Origin of the sequence: Citrobacter sp. SX206 (genome assembly GCF_024181025.1) — a bacterium.
Classification (GTDB): Bacteria; Pseudomonadota; Gammaproteobacteria; order Enterobacterales; family Enterobacteriaceae; genus Citrobacter; species Citrobacter youngae.
Map to the genome: position 1 here is coordinate 1,897,238 of NZ_CP049738.1, position 17,648 is coordinate 1,914,885.

The following is a 17,648-nucleotide window of genomic DNA, read 5'->3' on the forward strand; positions in this document are numbered from 1 at the left end:
ATCCAATAATTAGCGACGAAAAGAAATCGTCGCTAATGAAATATTGTGATTGATTACTCTGTCTCTTTCTTATAAATAAAACGTTGAGATATACGGGGCCAGAACACACCTAGCAAAATCAGAAATAATAGTAGAACTGAACATGCAATGATAACGGTGTATCCCCATAGCGGATGTGAAGGTCTGATACTCACTAATTTAAGCGGCGCGGATTGGCGGAACATAACCACAGATATATTTTCATAGTGCATATCCTGCAATCCGTTCTTTATAAATAGACGTATCTTATCTGAATATGCTGCCTCATCAATTGTTCCCTGATAGGTTATCAATACTGATGCCACCATTGAAGATGAATCATTATTTTCAGGGCTAATACCAGGATAACTCAAGTGCACTCGGGCGTTGGTAATATGCTCTAGTTCTTGCAGTGACTGACCCAGTCTCTGTTCAATAGCTGAGATCAGTCGTGCTTTTTCACCAAGGGGGGTCGACACCATAGCATCCGCAGGAAATTGTTGCGATATTTCAATATCCTCAGCAGATGGAAGGTTATAAGCAGTCAGTAATACCGTCGCTGAAGCCAGGCTTTCTGAGGAAACCTGAATGGAATATTTTCCTTTGCCACCGTCAACCTTGAACGCATCGATATTATTCGACTCCAGAAGTGTAATTATTTCGTTAGCTTGCCTTTCAGATAATTGGTCAGCTAATTTTTCATTACATCCGCAAAGTAGAAACATAAGTAGCATCAGCGCAGTCTTTATATTCAATGATTTCATCATGTTTTTATTAATGTTTCGATTGCGGAAACACCCTTACGAGCCAGCGTACTATATAAACTGGTATCTATAGTATAAGCGCTCAGCTTGTTTTGCCATATTACGAGTTGCTCAGGGTCGGAAGTGACAGCTGGGTTATTCAATGCGGCGGTAATTTTGTCTTTTTCAACCTGGGTACCTGCTGCCAGTCTGGAGACTTCTTCAGCTAATCGTGTATCCAGATCAACCAAATCACCCGTGACTAAAGAGGGTTGTGATTCTGAAAAAGTGGGTGTCTGTAATGACTGCAATGATATCTGATTAATAGACATGCTCACGTTAGTACTCCCTGTCCTTAGGATAAATCGATAGCGGCAAAAGCAGTGGACCTACCTTGCCGCACATCATTTTTACTTAAAGTTAGCAATAATGCCCTGGTCAATATCACGGAATGATTTAACAACGTTCGATTGCGCATTTTTATAAAGAGTATACTCAGATAATGCAGATTGGTATGCCGCCAGATTAGCGGGGTTACTTGGATCCTTTTGTAAAACCGTTAATGCATCATCCAGCGATTGTCTGAGGTCTTGTGTACCTTGCTCAAATCCTAAAGCCATATTGCTAATATATCCCGAACCAAACTCCAGGTCGGTTACAGTACTTGCATCATGCGATTTATTATCAAATGTGACCATTCTAATTGCCTCTTATTCCATTTAATTTAATAGGGATAAAGCCAGTGGTAATCAGAGATGATGGCATAACTGTCATCACCGTTCCGATATGTCAATGGCCGTAACCCCGGTTCGTCCAGTCCAAAATCAAACTGAACATATTCACCGCCAAACCTTTGTCTAAAACTGTCTATCGAATTCTGGATAACAGAATACTGTTCTCTATCGATAACACCATGAATAATAAAACTCGCTCTTAAAGGTGTAATGTCTGTTGTAAACTGAAATCCTAATTCATTGAGTTTATGCTTAGCAGATGCAATGATTTCTTGATCGGCAAATGAACCAATGACTGTATTTTTTATCCACGGATAATCTTTAACAATCAACGTGTTAAAGGGTTTGTTGCACGTATCTTTAGTACAACGTTCTGTACTAAATATTATTGCTAAAGTTGAAGAATCAGCGAGTTCAATTTTATGGAATGGGATCTTCAGTTCGTGGAGCATTGCCGAAAGATCAAGGCGAGCCGATTCAAGAGATACAATGTGAATTTTTTCTGTATTAACATTACTTTTATTGAGTTCCTGCCAGCCCCAGCCGGCGTCGGTATCGTTCCTCACAATGACATAAATACTGCCATCCTTAAGTTTAACGATATCAGGATCAACAGGAGACAATAAAGACAGTACGGAAGCACTGTTATCCACCTTAGCGTAATAACCGATGAAAGAAGTGGCGGCGACAGAAAGGATAACGGTGCTGAGAAAAATCAGCCAAAAAAGTTGGCGACGAAAGTATGATCTATCGGTTGATACTTTAGCAAATGAAGGATCGGTAATGCTTTCATCCTGATTCAGAGAAGAAAGCGGCTCTCTGGAATAGTTTACAACGGCCTGATTCCAGTATTCACCCTTGATTTTTAAGGCAATAGTTATCAGGCCAATCTTAACTGGGCTGTTCAGGTTTAAAGCTCGAACTGAAGTCTCTCCGTCATTTTCCGAAGAAAGGGGGTCTTCTCCGGCGAGGGACAGTACCTGGCAAGATACAGCCACTGTTTCACTTTCAGCAGAGGTTATAAACGACAACAGAAAGCAGGTGCTCTGGTCTGTAGGGGCTGGGACGACAACAGTGTTGACGCTGCTAAAAATAGACTGCTGTTCACTTTGTTCCGCAGTTAATAACTGTTCCTGTGACATGAAGCGGACATGCACGTTTTCGCTGTGAGGTAATGGAATGTCTACTCCATACATCGAGCCAGAAAGCACCTTCATGACATAGTGGGGCAGGCAATCCATACCTGCACGCTGCGAATTCTCTTCCATAAAAATCCCGTACAAAAACAAGGTTACTATGCACCTAAGTAGTCTAGGGGATATAAAAAATGAAAAGAATAAATATTTATTTATTCAACAAAAAAGAAAATAGAAAAAATAAATAAAAATTTATGTAATATTCTTATGAAAGACACTAGCCTATGTCAAAGCTAAGGTTCCTGATGATTAAAGGGGCATTCAATAGCAAAACGGCAGAGGCGTTTTCTCCCAAGGAAGGGAACTTAAATATGAATAAACATTATATGTATAAGGGGCCTTTATCATTTATTGCTGTAATGATTTTATCAACTGTGCTGTTCGGCTGCACAGTTAAAAAACCGTTAGAAAGAGACATCGCATTGGTGCCTGATGGACATATTACGCATTCTACGCGTTTATTCAGGCAACAGCTTGTATACTGTGCAACGCAGTATCTTGCCGAGACTCAACATCCAGATGCTGAAATTCAATGGAATCTTCAGTCAAAAACCTTAACGATCAATAGCGCTGACCAAAATCTGGAACATTTCTTAAAAATCTGTGTAACGGACACCGTGGCAATGATGGCTGATGTTAACGATAGTGGAAGTATGACAATTTCTGCCAACCAGAGTTTTGAATAAAACGGATGTAGGCCATGAATGTTAAAGGAATTAAATGGTATCCAGGGAATAAAATTAGCCGCAGACAGTTATCTGAAAAATTTTTGCTATGCGTTTCACTAAACACTGAAAATAAATTGAATCAATGCCCAGGGAATGTGCGGTGTGAAAACCATATCTGGACGATTGGCGAACAGGGAAGATTTTCACAGCATTTAATCTACGGCCGCCAGATCAGAGATTATCACCAGCAGTCACGGATTTTAACGGGTACTGTAAATGTAGGGTATTTTTCTGAATTGCTTGCATTTCTTGATGCTGCGTATCAGGTTTATTCTGACATAAATACGTACTGGAATTCTGATACTCAACATAAGCATAATGGCAATATATGCTTAAGATATTCAGAACTAGAACAATTATTTATTATTAGATATATTCAAAGAATTGAAGATTTTGACTTTGCTTCATTATGTGAATTTATACGACAGCAAGAGTCTTATATGATCGCAAACTATCTTATAGGAAATTATATCAATAATGATATTAGCAATGTTACTAACTTGAGTGAACGTTACGGTTTGTCATACTCGAATTTCAGAAAAAAAACACAACTATATTTCGGTGATACAGTAAAAACCAGAATGCAGGCATGGCGATTGACAAAAACAATGCTGGATATTGTAGAGACAAAAGAAAGCCTTACTCATATAGCAATGAGCAATGGATTTAGCTCACAGTCTCATTTGAACCAGGTTATCTTATCCTCTTTCGGTATGACACCGTCCTCATTGAGGAAGATAAATGAAAAATTATAGTATCTGCCATTCTGAACAGTATGTGTTGTTCCAGCTAACCGACGAATATTTTATTGATAAGTATGCCGTTCTCTCAATGTTAGTGATGAAATTGAATCAATTTTTTGCGTGTGGAATTAGTATTAATGACGGCTGGGTTTGTTTGTTTCCACTTGAATGCTCGAATATTGTAAGTTCACGCGCAAAAAAATATTCGGTGACAGGCCGTTTCGATCTTAACAGACCAATGGAAATGGTCGAGCGCATTACGCATGACTTAGGGTTAATTTGGTACTTTGATGGTTCAATATATTATATATATGAAGCCTCAGAAGCTAAAACTGCAATCATTCATTTTCCAGCCAGAAGCTATAGAGATCTGGAGGATTTCTTGCACAGCAATGGTATGTATAATTCTCGATATCCACTTAAAATGAATATGCCATCCAATACACTTTATATCTCAGGGCCACCAAAATATATTGAAATCGTAGTTGGTATAGCTGGTTTTATGGGAGAGGGATATTCATCATCTAACAGCGAATTAGTCATTGATACAGTAAAACTGCGGCATGTGTTCGTGGATGATCGTACTTATAGCTATCGCGGGCAAACGAAAACGATGCAAGGCATTGCCACCACAATCAACAACTTGTTTTCTGATAATGGAGTTCAAGGAAAAAGTAATGTTGCAGTCAAAAAGCAAATTAAGCCAGAGTCTACAGCTGAAACAGAGATTCTCGAAGAATCTGAATTTGGCGTGCGTGCAGAATTTAACGATAATAGCAGATTTTCTGGCAGTGAAATTAAAGTATTGCCATTTTCAGGTCGTAACAGTTTGCTTATTAAAGGCACGCAAGATCAAGTTAACATGATAAAAGATCTTATTGCACGCCTTGATGTTCCTCGTAAACAAGTCGAGTTTTCACTTTGGATTATTGATATTAATAAGGATGATTTAGAACAAATAGGCGTAAATTGGCAAGGGCAATATAAAGTCGGTTCGAGCATCCAGACATTTTTTAATGCCACAAGTATCTTAACAAGCTCGCAAAGTGATATGTTTTTGGCAACCGTTAATGCGTTAAGTCAGAGGAATAAGGCGAATATTGTATCACGCCCCATCATCCTGGCTCAGGATAATATTCCGGCTATCTTTGATAATTCGCGTAGTTTTTATGTCAAATTGATGGGGGAAAGAGAAGTTTCGCTCCAGACAGTAACCTATGGTACTTCCATCAACGTTATTCCAATGATTTCAGATGATAATAAACTCGTTGAGATGAATATTGACATTACAGATGGAAATACTGTGGAAGATGATCAAGGTGATACTGCAACGGTAGATCAGTTACCGGTTGTGGGAAATACTGCTATCAGCACCATGGCTCGGGTGACTGCCGGTCAGAATCTTTTAATTGGTGGCTATACACGCGATCAGTTGTCTGATGGTGTTACTAAAATCCCATTGCTTGGCGATATTCCATTTATCGGTAATTTATTTAAAACAAAGACAAACAATTCCTCGAAGGCGGTAAGACTCTTTTTGATTCAGCCCAGGATACTAGAAGATGATTTTAGCCACAAAGATGCGCTTGATGGTTACATTAATGATGGATGGGATGCCATTAAAAATTATCAGAATAAGACGCAAAAAATTAATCAAGATGCTTTTATAACACCAACTCATCAGGGGTAGAATATGGCATTAGAATCTTTGCCAATGGCCAGTGTCCGAAGTGCGGGAGGGATTGGCGATTTAAGCAACGTCCTTGTTAAGATGCAGGATGATGCTGAAGTGAAGGTGGAGAAAGGTTCTTTTTCAGTTGCGATGACTATGGCCGATGATATGTCAGCGTTATTGAGTTCTTTTCTGCAGAATAATCGTGCGGCGAAGGCAAAACCTTCATCACCAGAAAGTATTGCTGAAGAGTGTGAAGCCTCAATAAAGGAGAAAACGCCAAACTGTGTGATGAAAATCAATGATTTTGCCAAAGGCGGAGCAATGACGGCAAAACAATTATTAAATTATCTGCATCAGTTACTCGCCGACCCGACAGAAATTGCTTTACTTCTTCACACGTTTATCTTGATGAAAAAGAAGAAAAAAGAAAATGATGAGTTGCCTGATATTTCTTTGGATATTCTGGAGTCTGCTCTTGAAAATCTAATGAAGGGACCTGACAGGAAAAAGATAAAAGCAGGCATTAACAGTGCAAATACAGCAAGAAAATTTAGTTTGCAACTAAAACAAAACGAACAGTCATTGCGTAAAGCTTATGAGGGGTTTCTTACGCAGGACCTTGATCCACTAGAAATATACCAGATGTCGATTGAGAAATTTGGCATTGAAAATCGCTACGCTGTGCTGGATTACTATTCCCAGGCACTGCATTGTGATATTAATAGTTACGACCCTTCATGCAGCGCACTTGAATTTGGCACTTTGCTTGAAGCAAATTTTAGAATGAATATACTTCGTTCTGCCGATAAGATGTTTATGTCGAAGATGAATGAAGGTGAGTATATTCCATCAACAAATGAAAGAGATTTCAGATTGCTTGATTTCTTCTTTCATATTGTTTTGCAACCTGATGAAACTAAGAATTTAACGCTTGAACTGATTAACAACTGTATGAAATATTATGCAGGTAGCGATAAAACCAACTTTGTCCAACAAGTTTATTCTGCTATTAAGCCACTTCCATTCGGGATCTTTGCAGATGATCTGGCCGATGCTGAAAAAATGAAAATGAGTGTTGAGAATACTCTTGCAATGATTATCGACGGGTTTTCTCGTTTTACTCATATCAGAAGGACATATGGTTAATAGCGGACTGGAAGATGAGGTATGCAATTTGCTAGCCGGAGAAGAAATCTCTGTTACATTCAAGGGAAGTTTATTCCGCTGCTGTCGATATGGAGTATGGTACTTTGTAATGGTGGAAATGCCCATAGGTGTGATCGATCTTTCTGCATGGATATATAATAACAGTGAAATGCTTAGTCACAATGAGCAAGTTCTATCGCATCACGATAAAGTCTATTATTGTGTATTGCAGAAAAAAATAGATATAGCTCTTATATACGAGAGATTTATAAAGTATATAGAGTGTAATTAACATTATAGCGTAGTCTGAGATACATATGTGGCAAAAAATAGCGCAGAGACCAGAATTATTTTTGGTTGTGTTGATGATATTAATATTAGCCATGTTGATTATACCACTACCAACATGGCTTATTGATATACTATTAGCTTTTAATATTACATTTTCTATTTTAATTTTTATTGGCACATTTTATATACAGAAAGTGTTGGAATTTTCTGCATTGCCTTCACTTTTGCTCATTACAACGCTCTTTCGTCTTGCGTTATCTATCAGTACCAGCCGTATGATACTGGTGCAAGCTGATGCAGGACACATTATTACAACATTTGGTAACTTCGTTATTGCTGGGGATATTATTGTTGGTTTTATCATTTTTTCAATTGTTACACTTTTTCAATTTATTGTTATAACAAAAGGTTCAGAGCGTGTCGCAGAAGTTAGTGCACGTTTTTCTCTGGACGCCATGCCCGGTAAACAGATGAGTATTGATGCCGACCTGCGAGCGGGAAATATTGATGCTGATGATGCCCAACGGCGACGCTCCATGCTGGAAAAGGAGAGCCAACTGTATGGTGCATTAGATGGCACAATGAAATTTATCAAGGGTGATGCAATTGCCAGCATTGTGATTATCTTTGTCAATTTCATTGGTGGCGTATCTATTGGCATGGGGCGTCATGGTATGTCCTTTAGTGGGGCTACCGATGTCTATACGATTTTAACAATTGGTGATGCCTTGGTCGCTCAGATTCCGGCTTTGCTTATTTCCATTGGTACCGGCTTTGTGGTAACAAGGGTTAGTGAGGATGGAAAAAATCTGGGTAACAATATCATTGATCAGATTTTCCAGCGTGATTTTGTTTTGATTGTTACGGTAATTGTAGCCATTTTAATTGGTTGCCTTCCGGGATTTCCATTGATAATTTTTATGTTTATAGCTGGTATTATTCTTGCGGTTTATATTAATCGTATGATGAAAGCTAAAAAGCAGGCAACGTCTTCGGGGAGTATAAAAACGAATTCAGGGGGAAGTTTTGGTAGTGAAGGAAATACTCTTTTACCCACAGCAAGTATTATACCTGAAACTGTACCGTTGATGGTAATGCTTCCAGAGCAAGATTTTAACAATCTGGATCTTGAACATTTTGGCATGCGTTTTTCACAGGATTTTTACCTTAACTATGGCATTGAACTCCCGAAAGTCAGTGTGGTAATGAGCCCAAACGTACAGTTGAACCATGTTGTTGTCCTGATCAATGAAGTTACTGCAGGTGTATTTCCAATTAACTTTGGGCATTTCAAACTTTTGAATCTTGACGGTATTATTGATTTACCCGGCATTGATGTAATCACCACTGAATATGGAAATGAAAAAGAATACTGGGTCGCCGAACAGAGCCAGGAGTTATGTTCATCTTTGGGATTTACGTTGCGTTCGGCAGAAGATGAAATGATGCTTTCTTTTCAGTTGCTGGTGACCGCACAGATCCCTGAGCTGTTTGGTATCCAGGAAACCAAAAATATTATGGATAAATTTGAACGCCAGTATCCTGAGTTATTAAAGGAAACTTACAGGCATTGTACTGTCCAGCGAGTATCTGAAGTCTTACAGCGTTTGTTAAGTGAACGTATTTCAGTAAGAAATATGAAAGCAGTGCTGGAAGCGTTGGCGATGTGGGGCGGGAAAGAGAGAGATACGATCCAGTTGGTAGAGCATGTGCGCAGTGCGTTAGCTCGCTATATTTCAGATAAGTTTTCTACTGAAAATGTATTGTCAGTTATGGTGTTATCACCTGAGATTGAAAATAAAATCCGTAAGGGAATTAAAACATCTGCTTCTGGATCATTTATTAATATGGAACCGGCAGATAATGAGTTTGTTATTGACAGGTTTGAGCATCATTTATTGAACCTTTCACGAAAGGATGTTGTATTTCTAACTGCAGTTGATATCAGACGCTATACTAAACGTTTGATAATGTCGCAATTTACTGATCTGGATGTCATTTCATTTGGCGAAATATCAGAAAGTGTTAAAGTTAACGTAATCAAAATGGTGGATTAATTAAATGGATGTTTCAAAAATTGTAGATATTCTCAAACAGGCGCTTGAGGTAATGGGATGCGATCCATCGTTGATCTCTGATATAGATCATCATTCCACAATCGAGCTTAGTTTTGGTGAAAAACCGTCAATTATGTTTAGTACTGTTAACGGTGTTGTGGTTCTTTGGAGTGCTGTTGCAAAATATGATAGTCATGCCTTATTAAATGCTGCTCCACAACTTATCGAATCATTAGTTGCAACTTGTGATTGGAGCATTACAGGCCAGCTACAGCTAGTTGAAGATGATGGAAGTTTTGTTTTAAGAGTATTTTTAAGTGAAAATGTAATTGAACAAGGTGAGTCATTGGCGGATGTATTGAACCAGTTTTATGAGCGCGTAGATGAATTTAGCCAGGCGCTAAAATAATGCAGGAAATCTTGCTTAGTGATATTTTTGATTGTAACGCCAGGATAACATCGATTCAGGGGACGATCATTACTGCACCGTTGCGCCATACTTTTATTGGGGAACGATGTCGTATTTATCGCTCTCTGAGCGATCCTCGTGTCATTGGACAAGCAGAGACTATCGGTTTTAGCCAGGGCAATGCTGTGCTGTGCCTGCTGGGCGGATCTGATGGTATTTCATGTTCCAATATTATTGTTCCGGACGGTACTGCTTTTTCTCTTTCAGTATCGATGGACACGCTGGGTACAGTTATTAATGCACAAGGCGAGATTTGTGAACGTTTTGTGTCACCACCCCCTGACAACGCATCTTTACCGATGTTTCGAACCATTATGCAATCTCCGCCAGATTACAGTGAGCGGCGGCCAATCGATAGCTTATTTGCGACAGGTGTCAGAGCTATCGACGGGTTATTAACTTGCGGTATAGGTCAACGTGTAGGGATCTTTGCTGGGGCTGGAGCCGGAAAAACGTCCTTAATGACAATGATCATTAGCCATTCATCTGCAGATGTTTACGTTATTGGACTGGTTGGTGAACGAGGCAGGGAGGTTACCGAGTTTTTAGCTGAAGGGATCCCGGAGGATAAGCGTGATAAAATTATTGTCGTCTATTCTACTTCTGATCGGCCCGCTGTCGAAAGGCGGAATGCAGCGCTTATTGCCACCACTATTGCTGAATATTTTCGTGATGCCGGCAAGAATGTTGTGCTGATGATTGATTCAATGACACGCTATGCCCGTGCGCTTCGTGACGTCGCGCTTTCCGCTGGAGAAATGCCTGCAAGACGCGGTTACCCATCATCTGTTTTTGATAATTTGCCACGAATCCTGGAAAGAAGTGGTAAAACTCAATTCGGCAGCATTACAGCGTTCTATACGGTACTGCTTGAAGAAGAAGAGGAAGTAGACCCCATCGGTGATGAAGTGCGCTCGATTCTCGATGGGCATATTTATCTTTCCAGAAAACTGGCTGGTACAGGGCATTATCCGGCAATTGACGTATTACGTAGCGTCAGTCGTGTAACGCGTGCAGTATCATCTGATGAGCAGCGTGAAGCTGCATCTTTATTTCGAAATTACTTGTCAAAACTGGACGAGTTGAAGCTGATGATTGAATTAGGTGAATACCAACCAGGTGAAAATCCAGCCACAGATAAAATTGTTGGGAAAACTGACATTATAAAGAATTTTCTCCAGCAAAAGATGGAAGATAAAACATCATTTACACAAATGTTGGAGTCACTGTATGCCATATAAAAGTATGGAAAATCTGTATTCAACGTACTGCGATAGCCTTGTTCTGAAAGTGACACGTATTGAACGCGAAATTGAACGATTAAAAAATTTGCTGATTGCTAATGCTGAAGGTCATAAGGAGACTAATGACTGTATCATCACTTTATGGCATGGAGTTACCGAAAGTGAAGTAACGAAAGACAATATATATGCTATTAAAAGAAAAGAATCATCGCTGCTCTCAGTTTTATATCGTCTGGATGCGGAAAAAGATGAATTAATTGCAAGTCAGCATGAACAAGAAGATGAAAAGTCGCGTCTGTTGCAATTACGCGCCAGCTATGAACGAAAAAAGCGTAAGTGGTCTTTATGCCAACAAAAAGTTAAACGCCTGCGTAGTGTCAAAAAAATTGCTCTGGAAGAATATTCTATAGAGGAATGTATTGCATGGAAAATATAAGATCATCATCAGTAGAAGCGCATTTATCAGAAAACATAGGTTCTTGTGACAGTGTGCAATCTATTGATTTTATTATTCAGAAATTATTGAATGATACTGATACCAAGTGGAAAAAGAATACTAAGATTGAGGATTTTGACGGTAACAAGATGAGAAAAAAGGAGATAAGGGCACCGAGCAAACTGATCAGATTGCGGTATCGGTAATATTAGCTGGGGAAACGCTATCATCGTCTCTGTCGGCCAGATTCGTGCAGCAGCTACAAGCGAATAGTACGGGCAATAAGTCTGTATCTAATGTGCCGACACGTATTTCTGCCGGGAATATTAGCCAACATGCCAGCGTTGATGTAGGGCGATTAAAGGAACAAGCCCTGATCCACAGTGGATCGGCAGCAATTTTTACCGCAGCGGTTCCGCAACATCAAGAGAATACTCAGAAATCTGATAAGAAAAAAAATGAATCTTCAGAGGTAACAGTTCTGTCTGCAATGCCAGTCCCTGACAAGGCTATCGTTGAATCTGGATGGGTAACGGAAAAGCTATTATCTGGAGAACACGGAAAGGAGACAGTTATTCAGCAGCAATTAAAGTCTGCCAAAGATGTAGCGCTTGCAGTAAACACGAAATCGAATGTGACCGAAGTGAGCTGGACCTTTCCTACTCAACAAACGGCCCAGGTACGCATAGAACACGCACAGAATAAATCTGATACGCAAATACAAATTATGCCATCGGACATTGAAACTGAACAACAGCTGGTAAATTTCCAACAGCAATATCCTTTGCACGGATTGCGTGTAGATGGTGCCGTGTCGACGGCGAATGACTATCTACAGAATCAGCAAAACTCACAGCAGCAGAATGAGGCAAACCAGGATGTTTTAAATGACGAAGAGGAGGAGACGTGAATACCATTCTTTCGTGTTTACGGCACCTGGATGTCACAGAAAACCTGATCATGCAGTACTGCGCACGCAATTCTATCGCGTTGCTGACAAATCAGAAACGAATGTAGGGAGCATTCATTCGCTGTAGCGGTGTTCACGCCGGAACGGAGATATGTTTTTTTGTCTCTGCAGAAACGCTTTTGCAGAAATATGGCATGCAGGATGCTCGATTTTCTGTTCAGCAGATGGGAAACAAATTTATTTCTACATTGTACGGTGAGCTGTTATTTAATCTCTCCTTGGGGACTGAGTGGTTTTCAGCACCTATTGCTGAAGTTGTTATTGAGGACCCAGAATGTCAGATTCCTCTGCATGAAAAATTCTACAGTGCCGGTGATGATGCTGGTTTTGTTTGGTTTCCAAAAACATCCCTAACCTCATTAGATGTGCTGGTTACGGAAACAGTAAACGATTGCCAGCATTTGCTTTGTCCCATCAAAGTATCTCTCGGATTCACATCGTTACCTGTGAGTGATATCGAAAATTTGACCATTGGTGATGCCTTGTGGATTACAAATGTTCAGATTTACCTTTATGTCGGAAACATAGAATATTGTGCGATTCAATATGAACAACACAGTTTTACTGTAAGTGAGGATATTATGGATAGTCAAACAAATAATGCTCTTGTTGATAAGTTATGGACGGCAGATGGACTCAAACTAAACATTGAGTTTGTACTCAGTGAAACAACCATGACATTAGCAGAAATTAGTAAAATACAAACCGGCGATGTATTAGATGCCCAGATTGGTCTGGGAGACAATAAAGTTGATGTTGAACTCCGGGTTCAGGGACAAACGTTAGCAAAGGGAGAACTTGTTTTACTGAATGATCGCCTGGCGGTGGAAATAGAGGAAGTTTACAACACATTGTGAGATGAAATTATGACGGATTATAACAGCATTGGTTTGGTAGGGATTCTGAGTCTTGCGACACTTTTGCCATTTTTCATTGCGGGCGGAACGTGTTTTATTAAATTCTCTATTGTTTTTTCATTGATACGCAACGCCATAGGCTTACAGCAGGCGCCATCCAATATGACCTTGAATGGTATATCACTACTATTAACTGCTTTTGTCATGTCGCCAGTTGCCCTGCAGGGCTATGAATATTATCGCCAGGAAGGTGTCTCTTTCGACAATGTTGAGTCAGTGCAAAACTTCATCGATAACGGCATTTCTGGGTATAAAAATTATTTATACCGATTTTCTGATAAAGAACTCCTTACATTTTTTAGTAATATCTATCAGCAGCAATATCCCGTAACTGATGATCATCAGGTTGTTGGGGTTAAACCAACAGTTGAAAATAGCTCGTTATTTACGCTGTTAGCGGCTTATTCGCTGAGTGAAATAAAAAGCGCCTTTGTTTTAGGCTTCTATGTTTATCTTCCTTTTATTGTAGTGGATCTGTTAGTTTCCAACGTATTACTGGCTCTCGGCATGATGATGATGAGCCCTGTAACAATATCATTACCAATAAAATTGGTACTTTTTGTTGCCATTGATGGCTGGTCTAAGATTGCGACCGGCATGGTCATGCAGTACGCAACGTTATGGAAAACGGCGGGATAACAATGGATGGTATCTTTTATATAGGCAATAAAGCACTATATATGGTCTTAATATTATCTTCAGTTCCGGTTATTGTCGCAACGGTGGTGGGGATAGTTGTGGCCATTCTTCAGGCAATTACTCATATTCAGGAACAGACCTTGCCATTTGGTATTAAATTGCTGGCAGTATGTGCCGCGCTTTTTATGACTGCACCCTGGTTTGTTTCCAGCCTGAAAAATTTCTCTGCCGAAGTGTTGGCCCTGGCATTCCAGATACCCTAATGAGTCGCCTATGAATGTTTATGTGCTCTACCATGAATATATCCTGTTGATTGTTATCGGGATGGCCAGACTTCTGCCAATAACATTTTTCTTACCCTGGTTTAACAGCCAGGTGCTAGGGGGCATGTTAGCCAAAAATGTGATTACGTGCTTTATGCTTCTTGGTTTTTTGCCTCTGCTGAGTGTACAGTTTCCACTGGCGCCGGCGGCGGCACCAATGGTAATTATCGTTCGGGAAGCGATTATTGGTTTACTATGCGGTATTTGCCTGTCAGTGCCATTCTGGATTGCTTTGGTGGTAGGTGAGGTCATTGACAACCAACGCGGAGCAACTATTAGTAGTACTATGAATCCAGGTATAGGGGTTGAAACTTCTGTTTTCGCCAGTTTTATGAACTATTTCTATGGCGCGACTTTTATGCTAAGTGGCGGAATGGTTACGCTTTGTGAGGCGATAAAAAAAAGTTATCAAATATTTCCGGTAGCACAATCCTTTCACTTTGATAAAGCATTAGCATTGCAAGTGGTTCATCTTGTTAATGAGTTAATGCTGAAGGCTTTAATTTTGGTAGGGCCTATCGTCGTCGCTTTATTTGTCACAGAATGCGCGCTTGGTTTACTTTCACGTTTCGCATCACAATTGAATGCTTTTTCTGTCGCATTAACGTTAAAGAGTGTTATCGCCATTTTTGTTCTGTTGATTTATTTAACACCATTACTTATCACCCAGTTGGCAGGATTACGACTGAGTGATTTTTTACCGAAGAGTTAAGTATAATGAGTGAAGAAAAAACAGAACAGCCAACACATAAGAAGAAAGAGGATTCTGCTAAAAAGGGACAGATGTTTCTTAGCCGAGATTTTGTAGGGCTACTTACGTTAATTGCGGTCTCATCTTTTGTATGGATGACCATCAATGCGAGGGAGTTGACATTTTATTTTGATTTATTCGTCAGTAGTGGTTTCATGCTATCAACGGGAGAATATGCGCGACTGGTATTTACAACAGCGTTTAAAATTATCTCTGGTATTGCCCTGATTTCTGTTTTCACTTCGGCACTGATGACATTGATACAAACACGTTTTAAAATGGCGTCGGAGGCGATTCGATTGGATCTGAATGCTATTAATCCAATAAAAGGATTTAAAGAAATATTCAGTATCAGGGGGCTGAAAGACAGTGTAAAAGCTATTTTGTATCTTGGGGTAGCACTCACTGGGTTTAGTGTTTATATTATAAAATATCATGCTCGATTATTTACTATACCGACTGGCGGGATCCAGCATTTTATTAATGTGTGGCGTGGGCTGATGCCATTGCTTTTTTGTTATACCTTGTTGCCGTTTTTAATTATTATGGCGTTTGATGCTTTGGTTGATTTTTATTTATATATTAAAGATTTGATGATGACCAAACAAGAAATAAAGCAAGAGTATAAAAATAATGAAGGTGATCAACACATTAAAAGCGCGCGTAAGCAGTTGCATCGTGAATTGCTTTCTGAACAGACTAAAGCAAATATATTGACTTCAAAAATGGTGTTGGCTAACCCGACGCATATCGCATTGGGAATTTATTTTAATCCCACGGTAATTGGCTTGCCTTTTATTTCAGTTGTCGAGAAAAACTCTCGTGCTGTTGCGGTTATTGCTTTCGCGGAAAAAAACAATATCCCTGTTATTCGCAATATTTCGCTGGCACGAAGAATTTTTAAGACGGCAAAAATTTATACTTTTATTGATAGCAGCAGTATTGATGAAATAATGCGCTTACTGACCTGGCTAGAGCAGATGGAACAAGCATGGAAAGATGATATTCCTCAGAATGACGCGCCAGGAGAGATGGCGGTTGATGTTAAATGCGATAAAGAAAATGCGGAAACAAACAAGGAAGGGGATGGAAATGCGCCATAGTATATTTGTTTTACTGTGTTGTTGCATGCCTCCTGCGATGGCAGCGCAGTGGTGTTATGAAGATGCTCAGGGAATCATGTATGTCGAACAGCAACGAACATCAAACAAGGGGCGGCGTTGCGCTATCGCTAAAAATGATGCCGTGCAACGCTGGCAGGCCACGAAAGCCAATTCCGCCATTCGCATATCACGTTCCTCACCGCGGCGTCAGTTTACGACACAGATGGCAAATGGTCGTTACGATAAGGTTATCGGCCACTATGCCAGGCAGTATGGTGTCGATCCGTATCTCGTTAAGGCGGTTATGGCCGTTGAGTCCGGATTTAATCCGGACATTATCTCGGCAAAAGGCGCTGTGGGTTTAATGCAATTGATGCCTGATACAGCGAATCGCCTGTCTTTAGCATTGGGCTATTCTCTCGAAAAGCATAGATTATCTGATCCTGAGATGAATATTCATCTTGGCACTTATTTGCTCTCGGAATTGACGAAACGCTATAGAAGTAATCCCGAACTGGTTCTGGCCGCATATAATGCGGGAGAGGGGAACGTTTCAAAGTATAACAATCAAATCCCTCCGTTTAATGAGACACATAAATATATTAAAAATGTGATAAATGAGTATAAAGCTATTCATTAATGAAATGATTTAATGTGTTTTTAATTCTAAAGTTAGAATAAATAATTTGAGTTGCGTTGCACTGCATGAAATTATCGTAAATAATTTATTTTTAGCTAATTAAGGATTGATTAGCGTTTGCATAAGAAGGAATCGAGTATGTCCCATAAATTCCTACATTCCCGACTCTCCGTTGCGGTTGCCAGTGATGAACCGATTGTTATTACAGGATTACGCAGCTTGCTTGCCGGGTATGCGGATATTGCATTTGTAACTCATTCGCGAAATGAATTGATTCACGCGTTATCAGGCAAGTGCGATGATAAAAATTTAGTGTTGATTGTTGATGTATCTTTTGACTGTCAAAATAATAATGATGCCAGTCACTATATCTCGAGAATTCAAAAGGTAGCACCGGAACTCAAGCTGATTGCGCTGGTAAGTGAAAACTACACGTTTACTCCCACGCTCCGCCGTCTCCGGGCGTCAGGGGTACACGCGTTAATCAGCAAGAAAGATGATTTGGAACGTTGTCTGCCAAAAGCATTATCTGATTTGGTGGCAAAGCGCTTTTATTCTTCTCCGCGGATCCAACAGACGGATATAACTACTGGTTATGCTCAACAGCAGTCCCAGTTAACTTCGAGAGAACTCGAAATTATTCGCCTGTATGCACGAGGCATGCGGGTAAAGGAGATTGCAAACCTTCTCAAGCGTTCAGTCTGTACGGTTGCGGTACATAAGCACAACGCGATGCAGAAACTTGCAATTACCAGCAACATACAATTGCTTCATTATGTGCAATCTCAGGATACGCTTGCCGGGATGTCAGGTAGCTAAAACGTT

At 39.9% G+C, this 17,648-nt stretch carries 20 protein-coding genes; 16 read left to right on the forward strand and 4 right to left on the reverse strand.

Going from position 1 to position 17,648, the window contains the following annotated elements:
• Positions 1–53 precede the first annotated feature (53 nt).
• The 4 genes from sctJ to G8S19_RS09285 all read right to left on the reverse strand — a co-directional run bounded on the left by sctJ (position 54) and on the right by G8S19_RS09285 (position 2,763).
• Entirely contained in the window at positions 54–785 is a 732-nt protein-coding gene (sctJ, locus tag G8S19_RS09270) for a type III secretion system inner membrane ring lipoprotein SctJ (protein ID WP_124020957.1), read from the reverse strand.
• A complete protein-coding gene (gene sctI / locus G8S19_RS09275) occupies positions 782–1,093 on the reverse strand; it encodes a type III secretion system inner rod subunit SctI (RefSeq protein ID WP_217438228.1) in 312 nt (103 codons plus the stop codon). Before sctI ends, sctJ begins: the two co-directional genes overlap by 4 nt.
• Positions 1,094–1,171: 78 nt before the next feature.
• Entirely contained in the window at positions 1,172–1,459 is a 288-nt protein-coding gene (gene sctF, locus G8S19_RS09280; RefSeq protein ID WP_101743353.1) for a type III secretion system needle filament subunit SctF, read from the reverse strand.
• Between the two features lie 26 nt (positions 1,460–1,485).
• Positions 1,486–2,763: a PrgH/EprH family type III secretion apparatus protein gene (locus G8S19_RS09285; RefSeq protein WP_101743352.1), complete on the reverse strand. Its 1,278-nt coding sequence runs from the start codon at positions 2,761–2,763 to the stop codon at positions 1,486–1,488.
• Positions 2,764–2,936: 173 nt separating this feature from the next.
• Between G8S19_RS09285 and G8S19_RS09290 the strand changes: the two genes are divergently transcribed.
• The 16 genes from G8S19_RS09290 to G8S19_RS09365 all read left to right on the forward strand — a co-directional run bounded on the left by G8S19_RS09290 (position 2,937) and on the right by G8S19_RS09365 (position 17,642).
• Complete coding sequence (locus tag G8S19_RS09290; protein ID WP_232034693.1) at positions 2,937–3,377, forward strand: hypothetical protein; 441 nt, start codon at positions 2,937–2,939, stop codon at positions 3,375–3,377.
• Positions 3,378–3,391: 14 nt separating this feature from the next.
• The gene (locus tag G8S19_RS09295) at positions 3,392–4,174 is read left to right on the forward strand and encodes a helix-turn-helix domain-containing protein (RefSeq protein ID WP_199969528.1); all 783 of its coding nucleotides are present in this window, start codon (positions 3,392–3,394) and stop codon (positions 4,172–4,174) included.
• Positions 4,161–5,852, forward strand: coding sequence for a type III secretion system outer membrane ring subunit SctC (gene sctC / locus G8S19_RS09300; protein WP_253686478.1), 1,692 nt, complete (start codon positions 4,161–4,163; stop codon positions 5,850–5,852). The genes G8S19_RS09295 and sctC overlap by 14 nt, the downstream gene beginning before the upstream one ends.
• A gap of 3 nt (positions 5,853–5,855) precedes the next feature.
• Entirely contained in the window at positions 5,856–6,983 is a 1,128-nt protein-coding gene (locus tag G8S19_RS09305; protein ID WP_124020953.1) for an HrpJ domain-containing protein, read from the forward strand.
• A gap of 317 nt (positions 6,984–7,300) precedes the next feature.
• On the forward strand, positions 7,301–9,331 hold the full coding sequence (locus tag G8S19_RS09310; RefSeq protein ID WP_124020952.1) for an EscV/YscV/HrcV family type III secretion system export apparatus protein: 2,031 nt from the start codon (positions 7,301–7,303) through the stop codon (positions 9,329–9,331).
• A gap of 4 nt (positions 9,332–9,335) precedes the next feature.
• Complete coding sequence (locus G8S19_RS09315; RefSeq protein ID WP_115643296.1) at positions 9,336–9,740, forward strand: hypothetical protein; 405 nt, start codon at positions 9,336–9,338, stop codon at positions 9,738–9,740.
• Positions 9,740–11,041 carry a type III secretion system ATPase SctN gene (gene sctN, locus G8S19_RS09320; RefSeq protein WP_199969525.1) on the forward strand — a complete coding sequence of 434 codons (1,302 nt, stop codon included), beginning with the start codon at positions 9,740–9,742 and terminating at the stop codon, positions 11,039–11,041. The genes G8S19_RS09315 and sctN overlap by 1 nt, the downstream gene beginning before the upstream one ends.
• Entirely contained in the window at positions 11,031–11,480 is a 450-nt protein-coding gene (locus G8S19_RS09325) for a hypothetical protein (RefSeq protein WP_199969524.1), read from the forward strand. The genes sctN and G8S19_RS09325 overlap by 11 nt, the downstream gene beginning before the upstream one ends.
• A gap of 250 nt (positions 11,481–11,730) precedes the next feature.
• Complete coding sequence (locus tag G8S19_RS09330) at positions 11,731–12,390, forward strand: hypothetical protein (RefSeq protein ID WP_253686480.1); 660 nt, start codon at positions 11,731–11,733, stop codon at positions 12,388–12,390.
• 194 nt (positions 12,391–12,584) lie between these two features.
• Positions 12,585–13,307: a FliM/FliN family flagellar motor switch protein gene (locus tag G8S19_RS09335; protein WP_253686482.1), complete on the forward strand. Its 723-nt coding sequence runs from the start codon at positions 12,585–12,587 to the stop codon at positions 13,305–13,307.
• 9 nt (positions 13,308–13,316) lie between these two features.
• Positions 13,317–14,006: an EscR/YscR/HrcR family type III secretion system export apparatus protein gene (locus G8S19_RS09340; RefSeq protein WP_101742612.1), complete on the forward strand. Its 690-nt coding sequence runs from the start codon at positions 13,317–13,319 to the stop codon at positions 14,004–14,006.
• A gap of 2 nt (positions 14,007–14,008) precedes the next feature.
• Positions 14,009–14,269, forward strand: a complete 261-nt coding sequence (gene sctS / locus G8S19_RS09345) for a type III secretion system export apparatus subunit SctS (RefSeq protein WP_101742613.1) — start codon at positions 14,009–14,011, stop codon at positions 14,267–14,269.
• Positions 14,270–14,279: 10 nt separating this feature from the next.
• Entirely contained in the window at positions 14,280–15,041 is a 762-nt protein-coding gene (sctT, locus tag G8S19_RS09350; protein WP_101742614.1) for a type III secretion system export apparatus subunit SctT, read from the forward strand.
• Between the two features lie 5 nt (positions 15,042–15,046).
• Positions 15,047–16,183: an EscU/YscU/HrcU family type III secretion system export apparatus switch protein gene (locus tag G8S19_RS09355; RefSeq protein ID WP_253686484.1), complete on the forward strand. Its 1,137-nt coding sequence runs from the start codon at positions 15,047–15,049 to the stop codon at positions 16,181–16,183.
• Positions 16,167–16,823: a lytic transglycosylase domain-containing protein gene (locus G8S19_RS09360; RefSeq protein ID WP_253686486.1), complete on the forward strand. Its 657-nt coding sequence runs from the start codon at positions 16,167–16,169 to the stop codon at positions 16,821–16,823. Before G8S19_RS09355 ends, G8S19_RS09360 begins: the two co-directional genes overlap by 17 nt.
• A 138-nt stretch (positions 16,824–16,961) precedes the next feature.
• Positions 16,962–17,642: a response regulator transcription factor gene (locus G8S19_RS09365; protein WP_101742616.1), complete on the forward strand. Its 681-nt coding sequence runs from the start codon at positions 16,962–16,964 to the stop codon at positions 17,640–17,642.
• Positions 17,643–17,648: the final 6 nt, after the last annotated feature.